Consider the following 19,997-nt stretch of genomic DNA (forward strand, 5'->3'; position numbering starts at 1 on the left):
AATCCCATTGGTATGCCTGGTTTGCTGATCATCGCCCACGCGCCGCTGGCCACCGCACTGAAGTTGGCGGCGCGGCACACCTTTGCCGAGGCGGCGGAGCGCATCGAGACACTGGACGTGCCTCCCAACCTGCCGCCCGAAGAGATCGAAGCCCAGGCACGCGTGCTGCTGGCCCGCGCCCAGGACACCGACCCCCGCCATGAAGCCCTGGTGCTGACCGACGTGTTCGGAGCCACCCCGTGCAATGTGGTGCTGCGGCTGGCCGATGGCGTGAAGGTCAAGGTGGTCACGGGGGCCAACGTGCCCATGCTGTGGCGCGCCATGAACTACGCCCATGAGCCCCTCGAAATCCTGATCACGCGGGCACTGGCGGGCGGCACCCAGGGGGTGATGCAGATCGCATCCACCCGCCCTCAGAACCAGGCCATCCATCCGACCCATGATCAAGACCACCGTCACCATCAGCAATAAACTGGGATTGCACGCCCGTGCATCGGCCAAGCTCACCAAGCTGGCCAGCAGCTTCCCCTGCGAGGTCCACCTCAGCCGCAACGACCGCCGCGTGAACGCCAAGAGCATCATGGGCGTGATGATGCTGGCCGCCGGCGTGGGCACGGCCATCGAACTGGAATGCGAAGGCGACCGAGAGGAAGACGCCTCCAAGGCCATCCTGGCCCTGATCAACGACAAGTTCGGCGAAGGCGAGTAAACCGCCACACTGCGCCTGACCTGCCGAGACCGGAGGCGCTTCGTTGCAATGCCACGACAAAACCTCCCCCGGCTATCCCTGGGGTGACCTGTTTCCCATGGTTTTCCATGGGATTACGGGCGCAAACTAACGTTTCGCTTCAATTCGGTGCGCCATGTGCCGATGTCGCCTTATCCACGTCCATCTCAGAGGAACCCCATGAAGTCGAAGTCCACACGCATGCAGACGATGTCCCTGACGTTGCTGGCAACGGCCGCCGTGGTCGCGGCATCGTCATCAGCCATGGCTGCAGAGGGCCGCGGTCAACGGTATTCGCCAGGCGTGGGCGGCAGCGACATGACCTCTCTGCTGGTGCCGGGCTGGTATGGGCAGGTGGCGATGATTCACTACCATGCGACCAAGTTGAAGGATAACAACGGGGACAAGGTCGGCGCGATCAGCGGAACGGCCTCCCGCGATTCCATCGTCTCACGCCTCCCCATCCCGCCGGCCAATCAGGCGGCCGCCAATGCAGCGCTGGCCGGCGCGGGCTTTCAGGGCGTTGGGTACAACACCAACGTGAACAACTTCCGCGCTGATGTCTACGCAGCCTTGTTCCGTGTCACCTACCTGAGCACCAACCAGGCCTTCGGCGCGAACCTGGGCTTCACTGCCATGCTGCCGATGGTCCGCCGCCAGACCTCGATCTCGGCAGACCCCGTAACACTGTCGGCAGCCAACCTGGGCGTTCTGGGTGCCGTGATCGGCCCCACGGGCGCCACAGAAGCCGGCAACACCATCCGCAACACGGTGAACTCTCAGATCACGGGCAGCCGTGGCCAGGCCACTGGCATGGGCGATCTCGAAATGTCTCCCATCATGCATTGGGAGCTGGGCGACAACCAGGCCATCTCCTTCGCGCCCACGATCGTGATCCCGACGGGTGATTACAACAAGAACTCCGGCATCAACGCCGGCTACGGCAACTTCTACACCTTCCGCCCCTCGGTGCAGTACGGCTACATCGGCGATGGCTGGGACGTGGGTGCCCGCGCGGTGCTGTCCTTCAACACGCGCAACAAGGACACCGACTACAAGAGCGGCAACATGTTCAACCTGGACTTCCAGCTGATGAAGTTCATCTCCGATGACTTCCGCCTGGGCCTGCAGGGTTACGTGGTGCAGCAGATCTCTGATGACTCCAGCGGCAATGCTGCGACCCAGGCTTCCATCGATGCGGCAGACGGCAGCCGCATGCGCACGTTCGCCCTCGGTCCATCACTGGCCTGGATCATGAACGGCGGCGAGATGATGGTCGAAGGCAAGCTGCTGCGTGAGTTCGCCTCGCGCAATCGCAGCGAAGGCACAGCCTACTGGCTGACCATCTCCAAGCCCTTTGGCATGTAAGCCGGGAGGTGCCCCATGTCGGATCCATTGAACGGGCCCGATGCGGCCCCCGGTGCTGACGCCATCGAACGCCTGCTGATCTCCCGGCGGGCCTTCGTGACCAGCACGGCAGCCACGGCCTTCATGCTGTGGACGCCCGAGGTCAAGGCGGCCGTCGAACTCGAAGGCATCGAGATCGACGAGACCATCACGGCCTATGGCAAGAAGCTGGTGCTCAACGGCATCGGCCTGCGCAAGCGCGGCTACTTCAAGGCCGATGTGACGGCCCTGTACCTGCCCGAAAAGCGCACCACCCCCGAAGCCATCATGAAGCTGGACGGCCTGCGCCGCATCCAGCTCAACATCCTGCGCGAGTTCACCTCGTCGACCATCTCGCGCATCTTCATCGCCGATTTCAAGCAGGTGGCCACCGACGAAGAGTTCAAGAAGCTCATCGACGTGATCGGCCAGATCGGCGCTGCCTACTCCAACGTCAAGCGCGTGACCAAGGGCGATGTGGTCAACCTGGACTGGGTGCCCGGGCGCGGCTGGATGGCCACGCACAACGGCAGGCAGCTCACGGGTGATGGCACGATGGACGCGATGGCCATCAACAACGAGCTGGCCTACCAGATCTACCTGCGCATGTACATCGGCCCGCACGCCCCGGCCGAACTTCGCAACGGCCTGCTGGGTTTGACCAGGCTGAACCGCGTGGGCGGCGGCACGGTGAGCCCCGCCGAGCAGCCCTGACCCTCAGGTCGCCTTGGGGTAATGCACGGCCAGGGCGGGCGGCAAGGGTGTGTCCAGCAGCCCGGCGCTCAGGCGCAGCGCATCGGCGGTGTCGGCGCTCATGAGGCCTGCAGGGCTGTGGTTCAGCGCCTCTTCCACCCAGGCCCGCACCAGCTGCGGCCGGATCACCCATGACAGCTCCTGCGTGCCCGCCAGGGCATGCATCAGCGCATCCGCATCGGGCGGCATGAAAGGGGGCCAGGGCACACCGGGCAAATGGCATCGGGCCATCACGGCGCGGTACCAAGCCAAGCCCTGGGCCGAGGGCTCCGGTCCTTCTGCGGCCACGGGCAGGATGCGCGCCAGATAAGCGCTGAACGTCGCCACGTGGCTGCGCTCGTCGGTTTGCAGCTGGGTCAGATCACGCCCCTGCCCCGTCACAGGCCGCATAAAGGCCTGGGTGGTGTTGACCTCACCCATGCGATGGCGCAGGGCCAGCCACCACAACCTGTCGCGGGGCGAGACCTTGCCGTCGGCGCGCAGCAATTCACGGCAGGCCACCACCAACTCACGTCGCCGCGCGACAGGCTCGTAGGCCATCTGGGCCAGCATGCGCTCGAACTCAGGCACGCGGAACATGGGCGGCAGGGCCTGCACATCCGCCAGGATCCGCGCCGCGCCGTGCAGATCACGCGTGGACTGAGCCCAGAAGCGCTGCTCAGCCTCGTTGTCCGGCCGCATCATGAACGCGAGGATGGCCATTCGCTGCTGCATGGGGCCGGCCAGCAGCCTCAGCCGGCCCAGCGCATCCTGGGTATCGACATCGGGCAGCAGACGTGGCCCCAGCCCTCCGGGCACGGTGATGGGAGGCTGGGTGCTGGGCGGCAAGGTGGGCGGGGCCGAAGCCGCCATCACACCAGGAGGCAGGCTCACGTGCCTGGGCTCTGCCGGCAGGCTGCTGGGCGCAGCCTCCTTGACCACGGCCAGCGGTGAGCGTGCGGTGCCGTAGATGCGGCGAATGCGCTCGGACAGCGGCGGATGCGAGGCCAGCCGCGCAGCCCAGCCCGGCGCATTGAGCCACAGAAAGGCCAGGGCGTCCGCGTTGGGGTGGTGCAGGCGGTCGGCATGGGTCTGCTGCTCATGCTGCACCTTGCGCAACACCTGGCCCAGCCCATCCTTGGCACGCGTGAACTGCACCGCCTTGGCATCGGCCAGGAACTCGCGCTGGCGCGACACGGCCGCCTGCAGCAGGCGGCCGCATAACCAGCCCAGCCAGCCCACGGCAGCCAGCACTGCGCCCACCAGCCAGGCCAAGGCGTTCACACGGCCGTTTGCATCGGGGCTCATCAGGTGGCGCCCCCAGCCATACAGCAGCGACAGCCCCCACACCAGCGACAGCAGGCGCATGCTCAGACGGCCATCGCCCTCTGCCAGGTGCCCGAACTCATGCGCTACCAAGCCTTGCAGCTCGGCGCGGTTCAGACGGTCCAGCGCTCCCTGCGTCACGCACAGGGCAGAGGTCTCGGGCGACCAGCCCGCCACAAACGCATTGATGGCCCCTTCGCGCGGCAGCACGAACACGCGCGGCAAGGGCTGCCCCGAGGCCAGGGCCATCTCATCGACCACGTTGAGCAGGCGGCGCTTGAGCGCACCGCCATCGTCCTGCACTTCGACTCCGCCCATCCAGTGGGCCACGCGCACGCCGCCGCCATCACGCAGGCGCCAGGCTTCCATCCACGCACCGCCCAGCACGAACATCAGCACCACGGCGGTGTTGGTCTCGAAGAACAGCAGCGGCCAGCCGGTGCCAAAAGGAATCACCAGGCGGTAAAGCACCGCCAGCAAGGTGTTGACGGCCACCACCAGCAAGACCACCAGCAGTGCGAACGACAGCAGCAACCGCAGGGTCTGGCCTCGGGCGTGTGCCTGTTGCTGCCAGAAACGCATGGTGGGAACGGCTCAGCCTTGCTTAAAGGCTGACCTTGACCGGCGAGCGCTCGGCGTCACTGGTCGTGGCCTGCAACATGGGCGCCTCGCGGAAACCGAACACGCCGGCCACCGCATTGGTCGGAAACTGCTGCGCCGCGTTGTTGAAATCCAGCGTGGCGTCGTTGAACAGCTGGCGCGCGAAGGCCACCTTGTTCTCGGTGTGCGTGAGCTCTTCGCTCAGGCGCTGCAGGGTCTCGTCGGCCTTGAGCTCAGGGTAGGACTCGACCACGGCATTGAAGCCCCGCATGGCCGAGGCCAGCACCTCTTCGGCCAGCCCCAGGCTCTTGACCGGGCCGGGCTGCCCGGGGCGGGCGCGCACCAGATCGGCCGCGGCAATGGCCTGGTTGCGCGCAGCGGTCACGCGCTCGAGTGTTTCGCGCTCGTGCTCGAGGTACTTGCGGGCCACATCCACCAGGTTGGGGATCAGGTCATGGCGGCGCTTGAGCTGCACATCGATCTGCGCAAATGCGTTGGTGATGGCATTGCGCAGCCGAACCAGGCGGTTGTAGGCACCCACGGCCCAGAAGATCAGCAAGGCCAGCACGGCCAGGGTGATGATCTGCGTCAGGCTCATGGCAAATGCTCCGGTGTCGGTTGGTGTGCCGACATCATGCCCCAGCGCGTGACGCCTCCCAGGCCTCATAGCCCTCAAGCCGCAGCTTGCAGGCCGGGCATTGGCCACAGCCATAGCCCCAGGCATGCCGCACGCTCCGGTCGCCCAGGTAGCAGGTGTGGGTGTGCTCCTTGACGATCCAGGTCAGTGCCTCGCCGCCCAGCTCGGCAGACAGGGCCCAGGTCTGCGCCTTGGTCAGCCACATCAGCGGGGTCTCGATGGTCATGGGCGTGTCCATGCCCAGGCTGATGGCCACCTGAAGGGCCTTGAGCGTGTTGTCGCGGCAATCGGGGTAGCCGGAGTAATCCGTCTCGCACATGCCGCCCACCAGCACCGAGGCACCCCGGCGGTAGGCCAGCGAGGCCGCGAAATTCAGAAACAGCAGGTTGCGGCCAGGCACGAATGTGTTGGGCAGGCCGTTGGCCTGCATCGTGATGGCGCGGGTCTCGGTCAGGGCGGTGTCGGACAGCTGGCCCAGCAGGCGCAGATCCAGCAGGTGGTCGCTGCCCAGGCGGGGCGCCCACTGCGGGAACTCACGCGTGATCTCGGAGCGCACGCGGCTGCGGCAATGCAGCTCCACCCGGTGCCTCTGGCCGTAGTCGAAACCGACCGTCTCGACATGGGCGTAGCGCTCAAGGGCCCAGGCCAGGCAGGCCGTGGAATCCTGCCCGCCGGAAAACACCACCAGGGCGGTGCGCGGGTCAAGATCGCTCAGCTGCGCGGGCTGCGTGCTGGCGGAAGGGGCAACAGGATCGGTCATTGGGGGAACATCTTGGGGCCCGCGAGCGGGGCCCTTATTCGAATTTCAGCATACCTTATGCCGGTCAAAGGCCCCGAAATCACGGGGTGCAGGGGGTCAGCATTTTGAATAGTTCGCGTTCTAAGCGAGAATCTAGGGTTTTCGTCAGGCTCAGCTGAGGTATCGCCAACATGGCCGCGTTCAATCACGAAACCGTCACCCACGTCCACCACTGGAACGACACGCTGTTCAGTTTCAAGACGACGCGCGACCCTGCGCTGCGCTTTGCCAGCGGCCACTTCGTGATGATCGGCCTGGAGGTCAATGGCAAGCCGCTGATGCGGGCCTATTCCATCGCCAGCGCCAATTACGAAGAGAACCTCGAGTTCCTGAGCATCAAGGTCCAGGACGGCCCCCTCACCTCGCGCCTGCAGCACCTGCAGGTAGGCGACAAGATCCTGGTCAGCCGCAAGGCCGTGGGCACCCTGGTCGTCGATGACCTCAAGCCCGCCGTGAACCTGTACCTGTTCGGCACGGGCACCGGCCTGGCGCCCTTCATGAGCATCATCCAGGATCCGTACACCTACGAGAAGTTCGACAAGGTGGTGCTGGTGCACGGCGTGCGCTACAAGAGCGAGCTGGCCTACCACGACTTCATCAGCCAGGACCTGCCCGACCACGAGCTGCTGGGCGAGCTGGTACGCGACAAGCTGATCTACTACCCACTGGTCACCCGCGAAGAGTTCCGCAACCAGGGCCGCCTGACCGACCTGATCGAGAACGGCAAGATGGCCGAAGACATCGGCCTGCCGCCGCTGAACCCCGCCACCGACCGCGCCATGATGTGTGGCAGCCCGTCCATGCTGACCGATCTGTGCAAGATCCTCGATGCCCGCGGCTTCCACATCTCGCCCTCGCAGGGCGAGCCTGGTGATTACGTGATCGAACGCGCCTTCGTCGAGAAGTAAATCGCGGCCGCCACCATGAACGACCGTGTCCTGGTGGTGATCAATCAAGGCGTGGCCACGGTCACGCTCAACCGCGCCGACAAGCACAACGGCGTCGATTTCCCGATGATCGACGCGATGATCGCAGCGCAGCGCCAGCTCAGGCGCGACCGCTCGGTGCGCGCCGTGATCCTGGTGGGCCACGGCCCCTCCTTCTGCGCCGGCCTGGATTTCAAGGCCGTGCTGGCCCGCCCGGCGCTGGCCGCCTGGAAGGCCACGCAACTGCTGTGGCCCTTCACCAACCAGTTCCAGCGCTGGAGCATGGGCTGGCGCCAGCTGGGCGTGCCCGTGATCGCCGCGGTGCACGGCAACTGTTTCGGCGCCGGCATCCAGCTGGCCCTGGGCGCAGACATCCGCTTCGCGCACCCCCAATCGCAGATCTCATTGCTCGAAGCCAAGTGGGGCCTGGTGCCCGACATGGGCGGCATCGCTGCATTGCGCGAGCTGATGCCGCTGGACGTGGCCAAGGAACTCACCTTCACCGGCCGCGTGATCGATGGCACCCAGGCGCACGCCCTGGGATTGGTCACGCACCTGGCCGATGAGCCGGTGGCAGCGGCCCATGCACTGGCCCGCGAGATCGCCACCCGCTCGCCCGACAGCGTGGCTGCGGGCAAGTTCCTGCTTCAGAACGCCTGGCGCGTGGGGTTGTGGCGCGCGCTGCGGGCCGAGCGTCTGTGGCAGCGCCGTGTGATCGGCCGGCGCAACCAGCAGGTGGCGATGGCGCGTGAACAGGCGCGGGCCAAGGCCGTGGCAGCAGGCACCGAGCCTCAGCTCAAGCCGTACAAGCCGCGCCGACTGTGATCAGGCCGGTTGGCCGAGCTCATCACGGTTCTGTTCCGTGGCCTGGGCGCGACGCCCCCTCACTCGGGCGATCACCCCACGAGCCGCCTCCACCTTCGGGTGATCCCAATACTTGTCGAAGAAGTAGTGCATCACCGTGTTGACCAGCGGTTCGACAAAGGTCACGATGCCCGCGATGCTGACGCTGCCCGTCAAGGCGTAGGTGACGGTGAAGGACGTGACCAGGTGCATGACGCCGAAGGTTGCTGTTTTAGCCATGGTCCGACTCCTTGTTCTGGGATGCAGTGAGAATGGTTCTCATTGTGGACAAGCGGACCCCATTGATCAAACAAATTAGAAAAATAGATGCAATATAAAAAATCTATGACATCAGCGCATACACGCCAACGGGGCGTGCTGCGCCTGGCCGGCCGCCTGGTCTTTTCCTGGCTGACACCCCTGATCGCCGTGCTGGCCTACCTGTTCTTCTGGCCCCTGAACGTGCACCCGGTGTCTTGGTCTGCCCCGATGGACGCCAGCTACACCGGCGTCCATGCCCCAAACAAGCGCCTTGCCGGGCTGCAGCAGTGGCCTCTGGCGGCCGAGCAGGAAGGCCCCGAACACATCCTGGCGCACGCCGGCCAGCTCTACACCGCCACGCGCAATGGCGACATCCTGCGCATGTCGCCTGAAGGCCAGCCCACCGTGCTGGCCAACACGGGCGGCCGCCCGCTGGGGCTCGATGTATCGCCCGACGGGCAGACGCTCTACATCGCCGACGCCCTCAACGGCCTGCAATCGATCTCGCTGGCCGCGGCGGCCACAGGCAAGGCTTCCGTCAAGACCCTGCTCGATTCGGTCGACATGCCCATGCCGAACGACCCGATCCGCTATGCGGACGGCGTGGCCGTGGACAGCCGCGGCGCGATCTGGGTGACGGACGCTTCACGCCGCTTCAGCGCCAAGGCCGACGGTGGCACCATGGAAGCCAGCGTGCTCGACATCCTGGAGCACAGCTGCACGGGCCGCGTGCTGGTGGTCGATCCGGTGTCCAACCGGGGACGCGTGGCCCTGAGCGGCCTGTGCTTTCCCAACGGCCTGGCCTTTTCCAGGGATGGCAAGCACCTGTTCCTGGCCGAGACCGGTTCGTACCGCATCCTCAAGATCGATCTGGCGCGCCTGTCGGTGGCCCGCTCTTCCGAAGGCATGAGCAACGTGCCCACGCTCAAGAACGCCTTCGACCAGGGAGCCGCGAAGGTGCTGATCGACAACCTGCCGGGCTTCCCCGACAACCTCACGCGCGGTGAGAACGGCCGCATCTGGGTGGGCCTGACCAAGCCGCGCAGCAAGATCATCGACATCGCCGCCGACAAGCCGTGGATCCGCTCGCTCACGCTGCGCCTGCCGCGCGTGCTGTGGCCCGTGCCCAAGGCCTATGGCCACATCGTCGCGTTCGATGAAGAAGGCCGCATCGTCGATGACCTGCAGGACCCGGCCGGTGGCTACCCCGAGACCACGGCGGCCACCGAGCTGGGAGGCAACCTGTTCGTGCAAAGCCTGCATGCGCACGGCATTGGCTGGATGCCCTACAAGGGGCCGGCTGCGGCGCAGTGAGGCGGCTCAAACAACCCAAGAGCCCCAGGCGTCCCACGCCGTCTTGAGGATCAGCACGCCCACCACCACCAGGAACACCACGCGCACGAAGCCCGAGCCGTGGCGCAGGGCCAGTCGCGTGCCCAGCGTGCTGCCCAGCACATTGGCCACGGCCATGGGCAGGGCCAGCGCCCACGCCACATGGCCATGCGGGATGAACCAGGCCAGGGCGGCCACGTTGGTGGCCACGTTCAGCCGCTTGGCCGCCGCACTGGCGTGCAGGAAATCCCAGCCCAGCCCGCGCACCAGCGCGAACACGAAGAAGCTGCCCGTGCCCGGCCCGAACAAGCCGTCGTACAGGCCCACGGTGGCCCCCAGCAAGGTGGCCCACCAGGCCTCGACATGGGGCGCCCAATTGGGTTCATGCGTGTGGCCCAGGTCCTTGCGCCACAGGGTATAGACCCACACCGCCCCCAGCACCAGCGGCAAGGCCACCCGAAACGCACCGGCCGGCACGCGCGTGGCCAACCAGGCCCCGAGCGCAGAGCCGATCAAGGCGGCCAGCATGGCTCCCATCAGGCGGCGCGAGGGCAGGCGCACCCGACGCGAGAACTGCCAGGCCGACCAGGCCGTGCCCCACACGGCCGCCGCCTTGTTGGTGCCCAGCAAGGTGGCCGGCAGCGCCTGCGGGAACAGCCCGAACAGCGCAGGCACCATGATCAACCCACCACCGCCCACGATGGCATCGACCACGCCAGCGGCGCCTGCCGCGGCCAACATCAGGCCGACATTGCCGGCCGTGAGATCGAGCATCAGGTCAGCCGCGCATTCAGCCGCGGACCTCGCCCTGCCCCAGCACCACGAACTTCAGCGAGGTCAGCCCCTCCAGGCCCACCGGGCCGCGCGCATGGAACTTGTCCGTGCTGATGCCGATCTCGGCGCCCAGGCCGTACTCGAAACCATCGGCGAAACGCGTGGACGCGTTGATCATCACGCTGGCCGAATCGACCTCGCGGATGAAGCGCATGCCGTTGGGATGGTTGGTGGTCAGGATCGCATCGGTGTGGTGCGAGCCGTACCGGTTGATGTGGGCAATGGCCTCGTCCAGCGAATCGACCACCTTCACGGCGATCACGGGGGCCAGGTACTCCTCGTACCAATCCTGCTCGGTGGCCTCGACCACCTGAGCGCCGGGCACGTCGGCCAGGATGGCCTTGGCACGGGCATCGGCGCGCATCTCCACGCCTTTGTCGGCGAACACCTTGCCAATGCGCGGCAAGAATGCTGCGGCCTGGGCCACGTGCACCAGCAGAGATTCCGTGGCATTGCAGGGGCTGTACTTCTGCGTCTTGGCGTTGTCCGTCACCTTGACGGCCAGGTCCAGATCCACCTCGGCATCGACGTAAGTGTGGCAGTTGCCGTCCAGGTGCTTGATCACCGGCACCTTGGCCTCCTGGCTGATGCGCTCGATCAGGCCCTTGCCCCCGCGGGGGATGATCACATCCACGTACTCGGGCATGGCGATCAGGCGGCCCACGGCGGCGCGGTCGGTGGTGGGCACCAGTTGCACCGCGTCCTTGGGCAGGCCGGCATCGGCCAGGGCTGCTTGCACCAGCGCCCACAGCGCCTTGTTCGATTCGATGGCCTCCGAGCCGCCGCGCAGCACGCAACCGTTGCCGCTCTTGATGGCCAGCGAGGCCGCCTCGATGGTGACGTTGGGCCGGCTTTCGAAGATCATGCCGAACACACCGATGGGCACACGCATCTGGCCCACGGTGATGCCGGTGGGGCGCCGGCGCAGATTGGTCATCTCGCCAACCGGGTCTGGCAGGGCCGCCACCTGCTCGCAGCTCTGGGCCATGGTCTCGATGACCTTGTCGGTCAGGCGCAGACGGTCCACCATGGGCGCGGACAGACCGTTGGACTCGGCTGCGTAGATGTCGATGGCGTTGCGCGTCTTGAGCGTGTCGGCCTCTGAGCGGATGCGCGCCGCCAGCGCCAGCAAGGCATTGTTGCGGGCCGCAGTGGAAGATGCCGCCATCATGGTGGCCGCGGCTCGCGCAGCCTGGCCCAGGCGGTTCATCAGGGCCTCGACGCCTTCGGCCGTGTTTTCAGGGGATTGGGTGGCGGTGTTCATGCCCATCATTGTCTCAAACCACAAGCGCTCATGCACCAGGTCATCCACATTCACCCCGAGGCACCGGCCAAGCCCGCCACGGGCCAGCCGTGCAACGGCTGTGGCGTGTGCTGCCTGGCCGAGCCCTGCCCGGTCGGCATGCTGGTGAGCCGCAAGCGGCACGGGGCTTGCAAAGCCCTGGTGTGGGCAGATGCCGAAGGGCGCTACCGCTGCGGCTTGCTGATGGCAGGGTCTGCAAGGCCCGGCCTGTGGCGCGCGTTGTGGCGGCGCTGGGCGGCGCGATGGATCTCGGCCGGCAGCGGCTGCGATGCCAGCTTCGAGATCGAGCCCCGGCCTGACCCAACGCGACAGTTCACACCCTGAACCGTCGAGAAATCACCACGACAGAGGGTTTTTCGGCAGATGCAACGTGACACACTTGCCTACGATGGATTCGACAAGCTGAACAAGGAGACGTGATGCGCAAGCTGCTTCAGAACACTTTGTTCGCCGCCATGACGGCCTGGGCCCTGTACGGGGTGCAGGCCCACCTGGCCGACATGCCTTCGCCTGGCCAGCCCTACGGCACCCAGAGCCCGGGCCACGCCGCCTACTGAACTGCAGACAAGCGCACCGCCGCTCAGCGGTGCCCGAACATCATCAGGCGCGCCAAGCCCTGCCGCGCCGGCGTTGCAATCTGCATCAAGCCCAGGCCCAGCCCTCGCAAGGTCGCCAGCACCGGCGCCGAATACGTGAAGCTGCGCGCCAGGAAATCCGTGCCCGCGATGAGCGCCAGCCGGTCAGGCTGGCGGCGCCGTTCGAAGCGGCCCAGCGCACGGCCGATCTGCACCGACCGGTCTGCAGCATCGGCCACCAGGCCAGGCAGCACCTCGCGCAGGGCCTCCAGCAAGGCGTGCACATCACGCAGCCCCAGGTTCAGCCCCTGCCCCGCCACCGGGTGCAGCGTCTGCGCCGCGTTGCCAATGCGCGCCACCACCCCATCACTCACCAGGCGCCGGTGGGCATTGAGCCCCAGCGGAAAGGCCTTGAGCGGTGACACCTGGCGGATGCGCCCCACCTGCTCCGGGAAGATGGTATTGAGCAGGGCCAGGCGTTGAACCGGGTCGAGCGCCTGCACCGGGTCGTCGGCCCGCTGCACGCACCACACCAGGGCAGCACGGCGGCCAATGGGGCCCTCGGCCGTCACGGCACCATCGGGCAAGGGCAACAAGGCCGCGGGCCCGGCGGGTGTGAAGCGCTCGTACGCCACACCGGCCGGTGAGCCCGGCTCCAGCAGCACCTGCCCCACCCAGGCAGTCTGTTCATAGTCACGGCTCAGGCCCTCTGGCCAGCGCAGCGAGGGCTGGTCAGCAAAGACACCGCCTTCGGCCACCACGGCCAGGTCGAACACGTCGGCGATGTCGGCATCGACCTCTACCCCACCGCCCACCGGCTTGAGGCCCTTGACCGGTGTGCCAAAGCGCATCGACAGGCGCCCCGGGTGCGCCGCCACGGCCGCCTGCCAAGCCGCCTGCATGGGTGCCACCAACGTGCCGTAGCTCAGCACCGCGCCCAACTGGGCCACACCCTGCTCTCGCGAGGTGATGCCCACCCGAGGCTGGTCGCGTCCAGGCCACAGCACGGTGGGCTGCTGCTGCGAGACATGCACTTCGTGGATGGCAGCCACCTTGCCTGTGGCCTCGATGCCACCCCACACGCCCAGTTGCGACAGGAACTGCACGCTGCCCAGCGACAGCGCAAGGGTTCGCGGATCGCCGGACACATCACGATCGGCCAAGCGGGCATCGAACACGGTGACCGAGGCCTCGGGCAGCAGACGGGCGGCCTGCAGTGCGAGGGCCAAACCCGCTGGGCCGGCACCGATCACGGCCAGACGCAACACCGACGAGGCAGGTGCAGCCAAGGTCGAAGGGTTCGGGCTTGTCAGGTCGGCAGTGTGGTTCATGCGCTGGGATACGTCGGGTGGCGGTATGTGGGTGTCCGGATGGCGGAGCAGCTTGTCGAGCTATTGTCTCTCTGGTCGCGGAAACTGCCCATCCGGATGCCATCATCGGGGGGCTTTCGGCCTGGTCCTCGCGGGCTTCCTATAATCCGCCGCGTCATTGCCATCTTTCCCTGGGATAGCTGAGTGTCTTCTTCCGCCACCGCCACCACCGTCGATTACCGCAGCCTGATGGCGCCAGAGATGGCGGAGGTCGACGCGGTCATCCATCGCCGGCTGAGTTCGCAGGTCGCCCTGGTCAACCAGATCTCGCACTACATCGTCAACGCGGGCGGCAAGCGCGTGCGCCCCTTGCTGCTGCTGCTGGTGGCCCGCGCGCTGGGCTGCGACAGCACCCAGCGCCATGAGCTGGCGGCCGTGGTGGAGTTCATCCACACCTCTACCCTGCTGCACGACGACGTGGTCGACGAATCATCGTTGCGCCGCGGGCGCAAGACGGCCAACGCCATGTTCGGCAACGCCGCCAGCGTGCTGGTGGGCGATTTCCTGTACTCGCGCTCCTTCCAGATGATGGTGTCGACCGGCCGCTACAAGGTGATGGAAGTGCTGGCCGACGCCACCAATGTCATCGCCGAGGGCGAGGTGCTGCAGCTCATGAACATGCACGACCCCGACATCACGGTGGACGACTACATGCGCGTGATCGAATACAAGACCGGCAAGCTGTTCGAGGCCAGCGCGCGCCTGGGTGCCGTGGTGGCCGACGCGCCGGCCGACATTGAGGACACCTGCGCCGCCTTCGGTCGCGCCGTGGGCAGTGCTTTCCAATTGATCGACGATCTGCTGGACTACGAAGGCAGCACCGCCGAGCTGGGCAAGAACATCGGCGACGACCTGCGCGAAGGCAAGCCCACCCTGCCCCTGCTGCTGGCCATGCAGCGCGGCACGCCCGAGCAACGCGACATGATCCGCCATGCCATCGAGCACGGCGAGGTCGAGCGCATGCCCGAGATCGTGGAGGTGGTGCGCGCCACCGGTGCGCTGGACGCTACGCGTGAAGCCGCCGAGGCCCAGGCAGCACACGCACAGCAGCTGATCGCCAGCCTGCCAGAGTCGATCTACAAGGATTCGCTGCTACAATTGTCGATTCATTCGGTGCGGCGCTCGACCTGAGCTGCCAGCCACTGAACGGGGTGTAGCTTAGCCTGGTAGAGCGCTACGTTCGGGACGTAGAGGCCGGAGGTTCGAATCCTCTCACCCCGACCAGGATTTGCCTTGTAGATCAACGACTTCCTAAGTCGCTTGGTCTGCAAGAAGTGCCATAAGTGGGTAAACGGTGGCGATGACGGATTGATGCGCGCGAAACCGGGCGAATCATCTCATCCCAATCTGCCTATACGGAGTTCCAGCAACTTTTGGAACTCCAATCATGGCTCATATCGAGAACCGCTCCCGCATCCAGGTCAAGGTCAAGAACCGCGACGACCTGACCCGTCTCTTTGCCCACAATCACGCCGAAGCTGCTCAGCGCTACTGCGCGAGCCTGCGTGGCCTGCAGCTCAAGCCGCTCGTGGCCCTCCTCGACGAGGCGTACATGGTGCGCTACTACGTGCACGGCAAGCGCAAGAGCTTCACTGCCACTTCCGCCGCCGAAGCCGAGGCAATTCAAAAGCGCATCGAGGCCGACCAGTACACCGGTCTCTTCGTTGACTACACCCAGGCACACCAGACCAGCTTCGCCGACCTGCTCATCCGATACCTGAAGGAAGAGGCGCCTCGCAAGAAGGGCTTCGCAGTCATCGGATACCAAATCAACATGTGGCTCGAGGACGCCGGCTATGAGCGACAGGATTTGGCGGCCATCCACGCTGCGCACCCCAACCCGCAGGACCCCAGCCTTCGCATTCCGAAGCCCACTGGCCGTCGGATGTCGCATCCGTCCGAGGCTGCTGTCTTCATTAAGAAGAGCTTCGCTGCCCTCTTGCCCGAGGACTTTCGTGAGTACATGGACGAGCGGCTGCAGTGCGTCGAACCCGCCACTGTCGACCGAGAGCTCGACGTGTTCCGTGCCGTCTGCAACGCCGCGATGATCGCTTGGCGCATTCACGTCCACATCGACCCCATGTCCGGCGTAGAGCGCCCCAAGTATTTCAACGAACGGGACCGCCGTCTGCGCGATGATGAAGAGGCTCGCCTGATGGCCGCAGCGCACCAAGAAGACCATCTTTGGACTGAGCGCTCCCTTGGCCAACAACTCTTCGATGACCAGCAGTCAACGACCAAGTATCAGCGCCTCAAGGCCAGGGCAGAGGCGCGGAAGATTGTGTCGAGCGAGACCTGCCATGTGCCAATGTTTGCGTCCTTCATCCAGTTTCAACTGATGACGGCGGCGCGCCGTAGTGAGACGCTCAAGCTCAAGTGGAACCAGGTGGACCTGGACCGGCAAACCGCATTCTTGCCTGAAACCAAGAACGGCCGCCCGAGGACCTTGCCGCTGCGCGCCGACCTGGTGGCACTGCTGCGGGAGCTTCCGCAAACCGGCGAGTACGTGTTCCCGATTCCGGTCGATTACCTGCGCAAGGCTTGGCTGCGCATGTGCGAGGCATCCGGCATCGAGACTCTTGGCAGTGAGCGCCTGCGCATCCACGACTTGCGTCACGAGGCCATCTCTCGGGTGGCAGAAGCCGGCAGCCAAACGCCGGGCGGCTTCTCACTTTTGGACCTGCAGGCGTTCAGCGGCCATCGTGACCCCCGCATGCTGCTGCGCTATACCCACCTGACGCCCACCGGCTTGGCCACGCGTCTTGATGCTGCGTTCTCTGAATGCGGCCTTAAGTATGGCAAGGCGGTTATTTACCGCGGGCGTACGCGGCTGACCGAGAAGGCAGAACTGCCGATGTCCGAACTGATGTCGGCTCCCATCACGATTGCCATCGAAGGTAACAGCAACCAGAAGGTCGTTGACCTCCGCGCCTATCGCAAGGCTGCGGCCTGACACGACGCTAACGCTCGCCAGCCGCTTCAAGCACAGGCGGGCGTTATGCCTCTCTTCCCATGCGCGGGAAGACAGCATGCACCGAGTGCGCCGTCGTCTACGCAACAACCGGCTTAGCAGCGACGGCGCATTTCCTTCAACCAAGGAGCGACCGATGCCCACCACCCATCCCATTCCTCCTGGATCAGAACCCCTTCAACCAAGCTTCATTGGCCTCCACCCGGAGCTCTGCTTCGCGCCGACCTGGCTGAGCCGGACACAACGCGGCTACACGTCCCTGACGGCCAAGGAGTTCAGTGGCACCACGTGTGCTCATCGCTTGGCCGTCATGCTTCTGCTCGGACCACTCGAAGGCACAGACATGGCCCTCCACCGCTGCGGAAACGCGTCGTGCCATAACCCCTTCCATCTGTACGCTGGAGGAGATGCAGAGAACCGGCGGGACAAGTTGCTTCACCAGGGGAGCCATCCCCGCTGGGGCATGTTCGGGCTAACGCGTCTGGCAGGACGGCATCATGTGCACATGCCCCATCCCCTGGTGCTTAGCAAGGAGGCATCCCGTTTGTCGATGAACTTCGACAACTTCACGCCGGGCAAGTGCGTCCGTAGCGCCTGGCTCCACCCAACATATGATGGTTTTCGGCAACTGCGCGCGACGGCCATGTCCGGTGAGGTGGTCGGCGCTCACCGCAAGGTCTACACCCTATTCAACGGCCCACTGGACAAGTACGACATCGTGAGCCACGCATGCGGCGACCCGACCTGCCTGAATCCTTTCCACCTTTTTATCTCCGGCCGCCAGCCATGCCCAAGAGACTTCGACGTCAAGCACGACAAACGGTTCAGGCTGTCCGCTGAAGGTCTGGCCATGATCGCCGATTTTGGAAAAGGCAGCGCCGACATTGCCAAGGAGCTTGGCGTCCACCCGCAGACTGTCGTCAGTCGACGAGCCAACCTGCGGCGTTCGCCGAACACGAGTTGGTGACGTGGTAGCGATCTGAACCTGCACGTAGCGGCGGAGGAGCCACCCGATTTCCCTAGGGAAATCCGCCCCTTCGCCGCGCGAACAAATCGCGAAGCGCCGCGGGGCTCCATGGGCTGGGCTTACCCAATGCCGACGCCCCCCTCCCACCCCAGGTCTGCAAACTGTCGCCCTGCCCGCACCGCCACCTTTGGTGCACAGATAGGTGAGGCGCACATCGGCAATTTGGAGTCTGCCGGCCCCTCGCCCGACCTCCAACGTGCAGTACGCTAACGGCAGGGGGAACGAACAATGGCACAGGAAGCACTTCGACTCGCTGTACTCGTCGACGCCGACAACGCCAGCGCGGCGATCACGAAGGAACTACTCGAGGAGGTCGCGAAGTACGGTGTCGCCACTGTAAAGCGCGCCTACGGTGACTGGACGACGCAAAACCTGGTGGGTTGGAAGGAGCACCTCCACCGCCATGCGATCCAACCGATGCAGCAGTTTGCCTACACGAAGGGCAAAAACTCGACGGATAGCGCCTGCATCATCGACGCCATGGATCTGCTCTACGGCGGCAACGTTGATGGCTTTTGCCTCGTGTCCAGCGACAGCGATTTCACGCGGCTGGCCACACGCCTGCGGGAAGCTGGCAAGGTCGTCTACGGCTTCGGCGAACGCAAGACGCCCGACGCTTTCATCGCTGCATGCGACAAGTTCATCTTCGTCGAAGTGCTCAGGCCAGCCGCCGCTGAAGCAACGGCTCAAGCCTCGGTACAGGTCCAGGACGTGCCCGCCCTTCAGGGCTTGCTGGCGCACGCCATTCGGGAAACCTTGCGCGATACAGGGTGGGCGTCGCTGTCTGCGGTGGGTGGCTTCATCGGCAAGAGTAACCCGTCATTCGACGCCCGCAATTACGGCTTCAGAAAGCTAAGTGACCTCATTCGAAAGCAGCCATATCTCGAGTTCAATGAAACGACAGACGCCTCGGGATTCGTGCATTTGAATGTCCGTCTGAAGCAGTAAGCCCCTGCAAATCTGCGACCACGGCCCACCAGGACGGAGGCGATCCACGCACTCTGTGACGCAGTTGCTCCTCGCCTCCGTGGGCCGCCTCGCTGGGCGGCCCCACACCTTCACAGCCCAACTTGGCCGAGCCATTCGGAGGGCCGCAGGCGAGCGTTCCCGCGCCGCGGAGTGGGGCCTGCCGTGGCCGATGGAGCGCGTGCCGGCAGCACAGCAGGCGAAGGGTTCCCGCGCCCAGCACAGCGCCCCTCGCGCCAAACGAATCCGAACCTGAAACTCCTCAATTCGGAGGCCTCGCAAGCCGCAGCCGATGCGTGAGAGCACCCGGCGGGTGGTCTCGCGAAGCGGCGGGCCGGGCTCGGGGCTCAAACAAGAACCAAGGCGCACGTCCACACTTCAAAAGAGCCTCGGTAATTTGCAACGCCGGTCGGAATTTGCCTGTGCTGGCAGGCACTTAGCTCGATCCGTCGTGGGAATAGCAAAGTAAAGCTCAGCCTGATAGCAAAGTGAATCGGGCAGCTCCTCCCGGGCGAGCACCAGGATCTGCGCCTGCGAGGACCCAGGACGGCCTTACCGGGCCTGCAAGGAGCCGCGCAGGGGCGGTGGCACTATGTCGCGCCCGCGGGGCCTGTAGCGCCTACCAGGCGGGCTGGCGCTGCGCTGCAGGGGGTGGACCAGGCTTATCCGGATCAGGGGTGTGGAGCTGCGCCGGAGCGGTTGGTGAAGCCTGGGGGAAGGAGGGGCTAGCACCGCGCAGGGGTGGGTCTGTGTCGGCGAGGGTCGGGAAGCTGTGGGAATCAAGGCGTAGGGTGGTGAGGCTCGCCGACGTTAGAGAAGAGTCATGTGGGCACCACCGGCTGTCCGACTTCACGAACTGGCTTTTTCTACGCGCGGGACCTACGCGCTCCGCCGACCTGGATGCCGCGCGCGGCGAGGTCGTCGAGCTTGCCAATGAGGTCTGTGTCCGCAGCAAGGGAGTTGATGTCGGCGTCGAGTTGCAGCACGCGTAGGACTCGCAGCACGGTGCCGAGGCTGACGGACGGGTCGCCGGCTTCAAGCCGGCGCAACGTCTCACGGCTGCACCCGACCCGCTCTGCAGCGAGCACCTGGCTGATGCCACGCCGCTCTCTCGCCAAGCGCAGGCGCAGGCCCAACTCTTCGAGCTGCTCCCGAGCACTCGGAAGGATGACTGCGCGGCGCTTCATGCCCCGTATTTTAGGCAAAAACCTTAGTACCGCCGTTTTTATGTGGCACTTGGCTCCTGGTTTTGCTACATCCCTCTGGCCGTTGCTACACGGCGCCTGGCTTTGCTAACGGCGCCAAGACAGCCCTGCGCGAGCGCGCTGCGCGGGCGCTGAAAGTGCTGCTCTGAGCTGCCGTGATCTTGCCCCCGTATCCCC

The 19,997-nt window shown here is 65.4% G+C and carries 21 protein-coding genes and 1 tRNA gene; 14 read left to right on the plus strand and 8 right to left on the minus strand.

Translation table 11 applies throughout. The annotated features are described in order from the left end of the window. Positions 1-12: 12 nt before the first annotated feature. The 4 genes from EIP75_RS22215 to EIP75_RS22230 all read left to right on the plus strand — a co-directional run bounded on the left by EIP75_RS22215 (position 13) and on the right by EIP75_RS22230 (position 2,827). Entirely contained in the window at positions 13-471 is a 459-nt protein-coding gene (locus EIP75_RS22215) for a PTS sugar transporter subunit IIA (protein WP_125245391.1), read from the plus strand. Continuing rightward, positions 440-709 (plus strand): HPr family phosphocarrier protein, encoded by a 270-nt coding sequence (locus EIP75_RS22220; protein ID WP_125245392.1) that lies wholly within the window; start codon positions 440-442, stop codon positions 707-709. Before EIP75_RS22215 ends, EIP75_RS22220 begins: the two co-directional genes overlap by 32 nt. 198 nt (positions 710-907) lie before the next feature. Continuing rightward, positions 908-2,095 (plus strand): SphA family protein, encoded by a 1,188-nt coding sequence (locus EIP75_RS22225; RefSeq protein ID WP_158622959.1) that lies wholly within the window; start codon positions 908-910, stop codon positions 2,093-2,095. A gap of 15 nt (positions 2,096-2,110) precedes the next feature. Beyond that, positions 2,111-2,827 (plus strand): chalcone isomerase family protein, encoded by a 717-nt coding sequence (locus EIP75_RS22230; protein WP_125245394.1) that lies wholly within the window; start codon positions 2,111-2,113, stop codon positions 2,825-2,827. 3 nt (positions 2,828-2,830) lie between these two features. Here EIP75_RS22230 and EIP75_RS22235 read toward each other — a convergent pair whose 3' ends face one another. From EIP75_RS22235 to queC, 3 genes are read right to left on the minus strand one after another with little or no spacing between them, the layout of a single operon-like run. Next, complete coding sequence (locus EIP75_RS22235) at positions 2,831-4,753, minus strand: M48 family metalloprotease (RefSeq protein ID WP_125245395.1); 1,923 nt, start codon at positions 4,751-4,753, stop codon at positions 2,831-2,833. A gap of 22 nt (positions 4,754-4,775) precedes the next feature. Further along, entirely contained in the window at positions 4,776-5,369 is a 594-nt protein-coding gene (locus tag EIP75_RS22240; protein ID WP_125245396.1) for a LemA family protein, read from the minus strand. 34 nt (positions 5,370-5,403) lie between these two features. Further along, positions 5,404-6,168, minus strand: coding sequence for a 7-cyano-7-deazaguanine synthase QueC (gene queC, locus EIP75_RS22245; protein ID WP_125245397.1), 765 nt, complete (start codon positions 6,166-6,168; stop codon positions 5,404-5,406). A 170-nt stretch (positions 6,169-6,338) separates the two neighbouring features. On the opposite strand from queC, the gene EIP75_RS22250 reads away from it, so the two are divergent. Beyond that, positions 6,339-7,115, plus strand: coding sequence for a ferredoxin--NADP reductase (locus EIP75_RS22250; RefSeq protein ID WP_125245398.1), 777 nt, complete (start codon positions 6,339-6,341; stop codon positions 7,113-7,115). A 15-nt stretch (positions 7,116-7,130) separates the two neighbouring features. After that, positions 7,131-7,958: a crotonase/enoyl-CoA hydratase family protein gene (locus EIP75_RS22255; protein WP_125245399.1), complete on the plus strand. Its 828-nt coding sequence runs from the start codon at positions 7,131-7,133 to the stop codon at positions 7,956-7,958. Here the strand turns inward: EIP75_RS22255 and EIP75_RS22260 are convergent, their stop codons facing one another. Further along, a complete protein-coding gene (locus EIP75_RS22260; protein ID WP_125245400.1) occupies positions 7,959-8,216 on the minus strand; it encodes a DUF2061 domain-containing protein in 258 nt (85 codons plus the stop codon). Positions 8,217-8,321: 105 nt separating this feature from the next. Here EIP75_RS22260 and EIP75_RS22265 point away from each other — a divergent pair, with 105 nt between their 5' ends. Then, positions 8,322-9,551: an SMP-30/gluconolactonase/LRE family protein gene (locus tag EIP75_RS22265; protein ID WP_125245401.1), complete on the plus strand. Its 1,230-nt coding sequence runs from the start codon at positions 8,322-8,324 to the stop codon at positions 9,549-9,551. 6 nt (positions 9,552-9,557) lie between these two features. Here EIP75_RS22265 and EIP75_RS22270 read toward each other — a convergent pair whose 3' ends face one another. Next, positions 9,558-10,343 carry a sulfite exporter TauE/SafE family protein gene (locus EIP75_RS22270; protein WP_125245402.1) on the minus strand — a complete coding sequence of 262 codons (786 nt, stop codon included), beginning with the start codon at positions 10,341-10,343 and terminating at the stop codon, positions 9,558-9,560. A gap of 16 nt (positions 10,344-10,359) precedes the next feature. After that, complete coding sequence (locus EIP75_RS22275) at positions 10,360-11,667, minus strand: glutamate-5-semialdehyde dehydrogenase (protein WP_125245403.1); 1,308 nt, start codon at positions 11,665-11,667, stop codon at positions 10,360-10,362. Between the two features lie 30 nt (positions 11,668-11,697). Between EIP75_RS22275 and EIP75_RS22280 the strand changes: the two genes are divergently transcribed. Together EIP75_RS22280 and EIP75_RS24200 are read left to right on the plus strand one after the other, a co-directional pair. Next, on the plus strand, positions 11,698-12,030 hold the full coding sequence (locus EIP75_RS22280) for a hypothetical protein (protein ID WP_125245404.1): 333 nt from the start codon (positions 11,698-11,700) through the stop codon (positions 12,028-12,030). A gap of 95 nt (positions 12,031-12,125) precedes the next feature. Then, on the plus strand, positions 12,126-12,263 hold the full coding sequence (locus tag EIP75_RS24200) for a hypothetical protein (protein ID WP_158622960.1): 138 nt from the start codon (positions 12,126-12,128) through the stop codon (positions 12,261-12,263). A gap of 23 nt (positions 12,264-12,286) precedes the next feature. On the opposite strand, the gene EIP75_RS22285 is transcribed toward EIP75_RS24200, so the two are convergent. Then, entirely contained in the window at positions 12,287-13,612 is a 1,326-nt protein-coding gene (locus EIP75_RS22285; RefSeq protein WP_125245405.1) for an FAD-dependent monooxygenase, read from the minus strand. Between the two features lie 228 nt (positions 13,613-13,840). On the opposite strand from EIP75_RS22285, the gene EIP75_RS22290 reads away from it, so the two are divergent. The 5 genes from EIP75_RS22290 (at position 13,841) to EIP75_RS22310 (ending at position 18,597) form a co-directional block, all read left to right on the plus strand. Next, positions 13,841-14,782 carry a polyprenyl synthetase family protein gene (locus EIP75_RS22290; RefSeq protein WP_199758675.1) on the plus strand — a complete coding sequence of 314 codons (942 nt, stop codon included), beginning with the start codon at positions 13,841-13,843 and terminating at the stop codon, positions 14,780-14,782. 16 nt (positions 14,783-14,798) lie between these two features. After that, positions 14,799-14,875: transfer RNA gene (locus EIP75_RS22295), tRNA-Pro, on the plus strand. Positions 14,876-15,038: 163 nt separating this feature from the next. Then, complete coding sequence (locus EIP75_RS24760) at positions 15,039-16,604, plus strand: site-specific integrase (protein WP_233585000.1); 1,566 nt, start codon at positions 15,039-15,041, stop codon at positions 16,602-16,604. A 154-nt stretch (positions 16,605-16,758) separates the two neighbouring features. Next, positions 16,759-17,589: an HNH endonuclease gene (locus EIP75_RS22305; RefSeq protein ID WP_158622961.1), complete on the plus strand. Its 831-nt coding sequence runs from the start codon at positions 16,759-16,761 to the stop codon at positions 17,587-17,589. Between the two features lie 288 nt (positions 17,590-17,877). Beyond that, entirely contained in the window at positions 17,878-18,597 is a 720-nt protein-coding gene (locus EIP75_RS22310; RefSeq protein WP_125245408.1) for an NYN domain-containing protein, read from the plus strand. Positions 18,598-19,481: 884 nt separating this feature from the next. On the opposite strand, the gene EIP75_RS22315 is transcribed toward EIP75_RS22310, so the two are convergent. Beyond that, a complete protein-coding gene (locus tag EIP75_RS22315) occupies positions 19,482-19,802 on the minus strand; it encodes a helix-turn-helix domain-containing protein (protein WP_125245409.1) in 321 nt (106 codons plus the stop codon). Positions 19,803-19,997 lie beyond the last annotated feature (195 nt).

The sequence above is a fragment of the Aquabacterium soli genome (assembly GCF_003933735.1).
Taxonomy (GTDB): domain Bacteria; phylum Pseudomonadota; class Gammaproteobacteria; order Burkholderiales; family Burkholderiaceae_C; genus Aquabacterium; species Aquabacterium soli.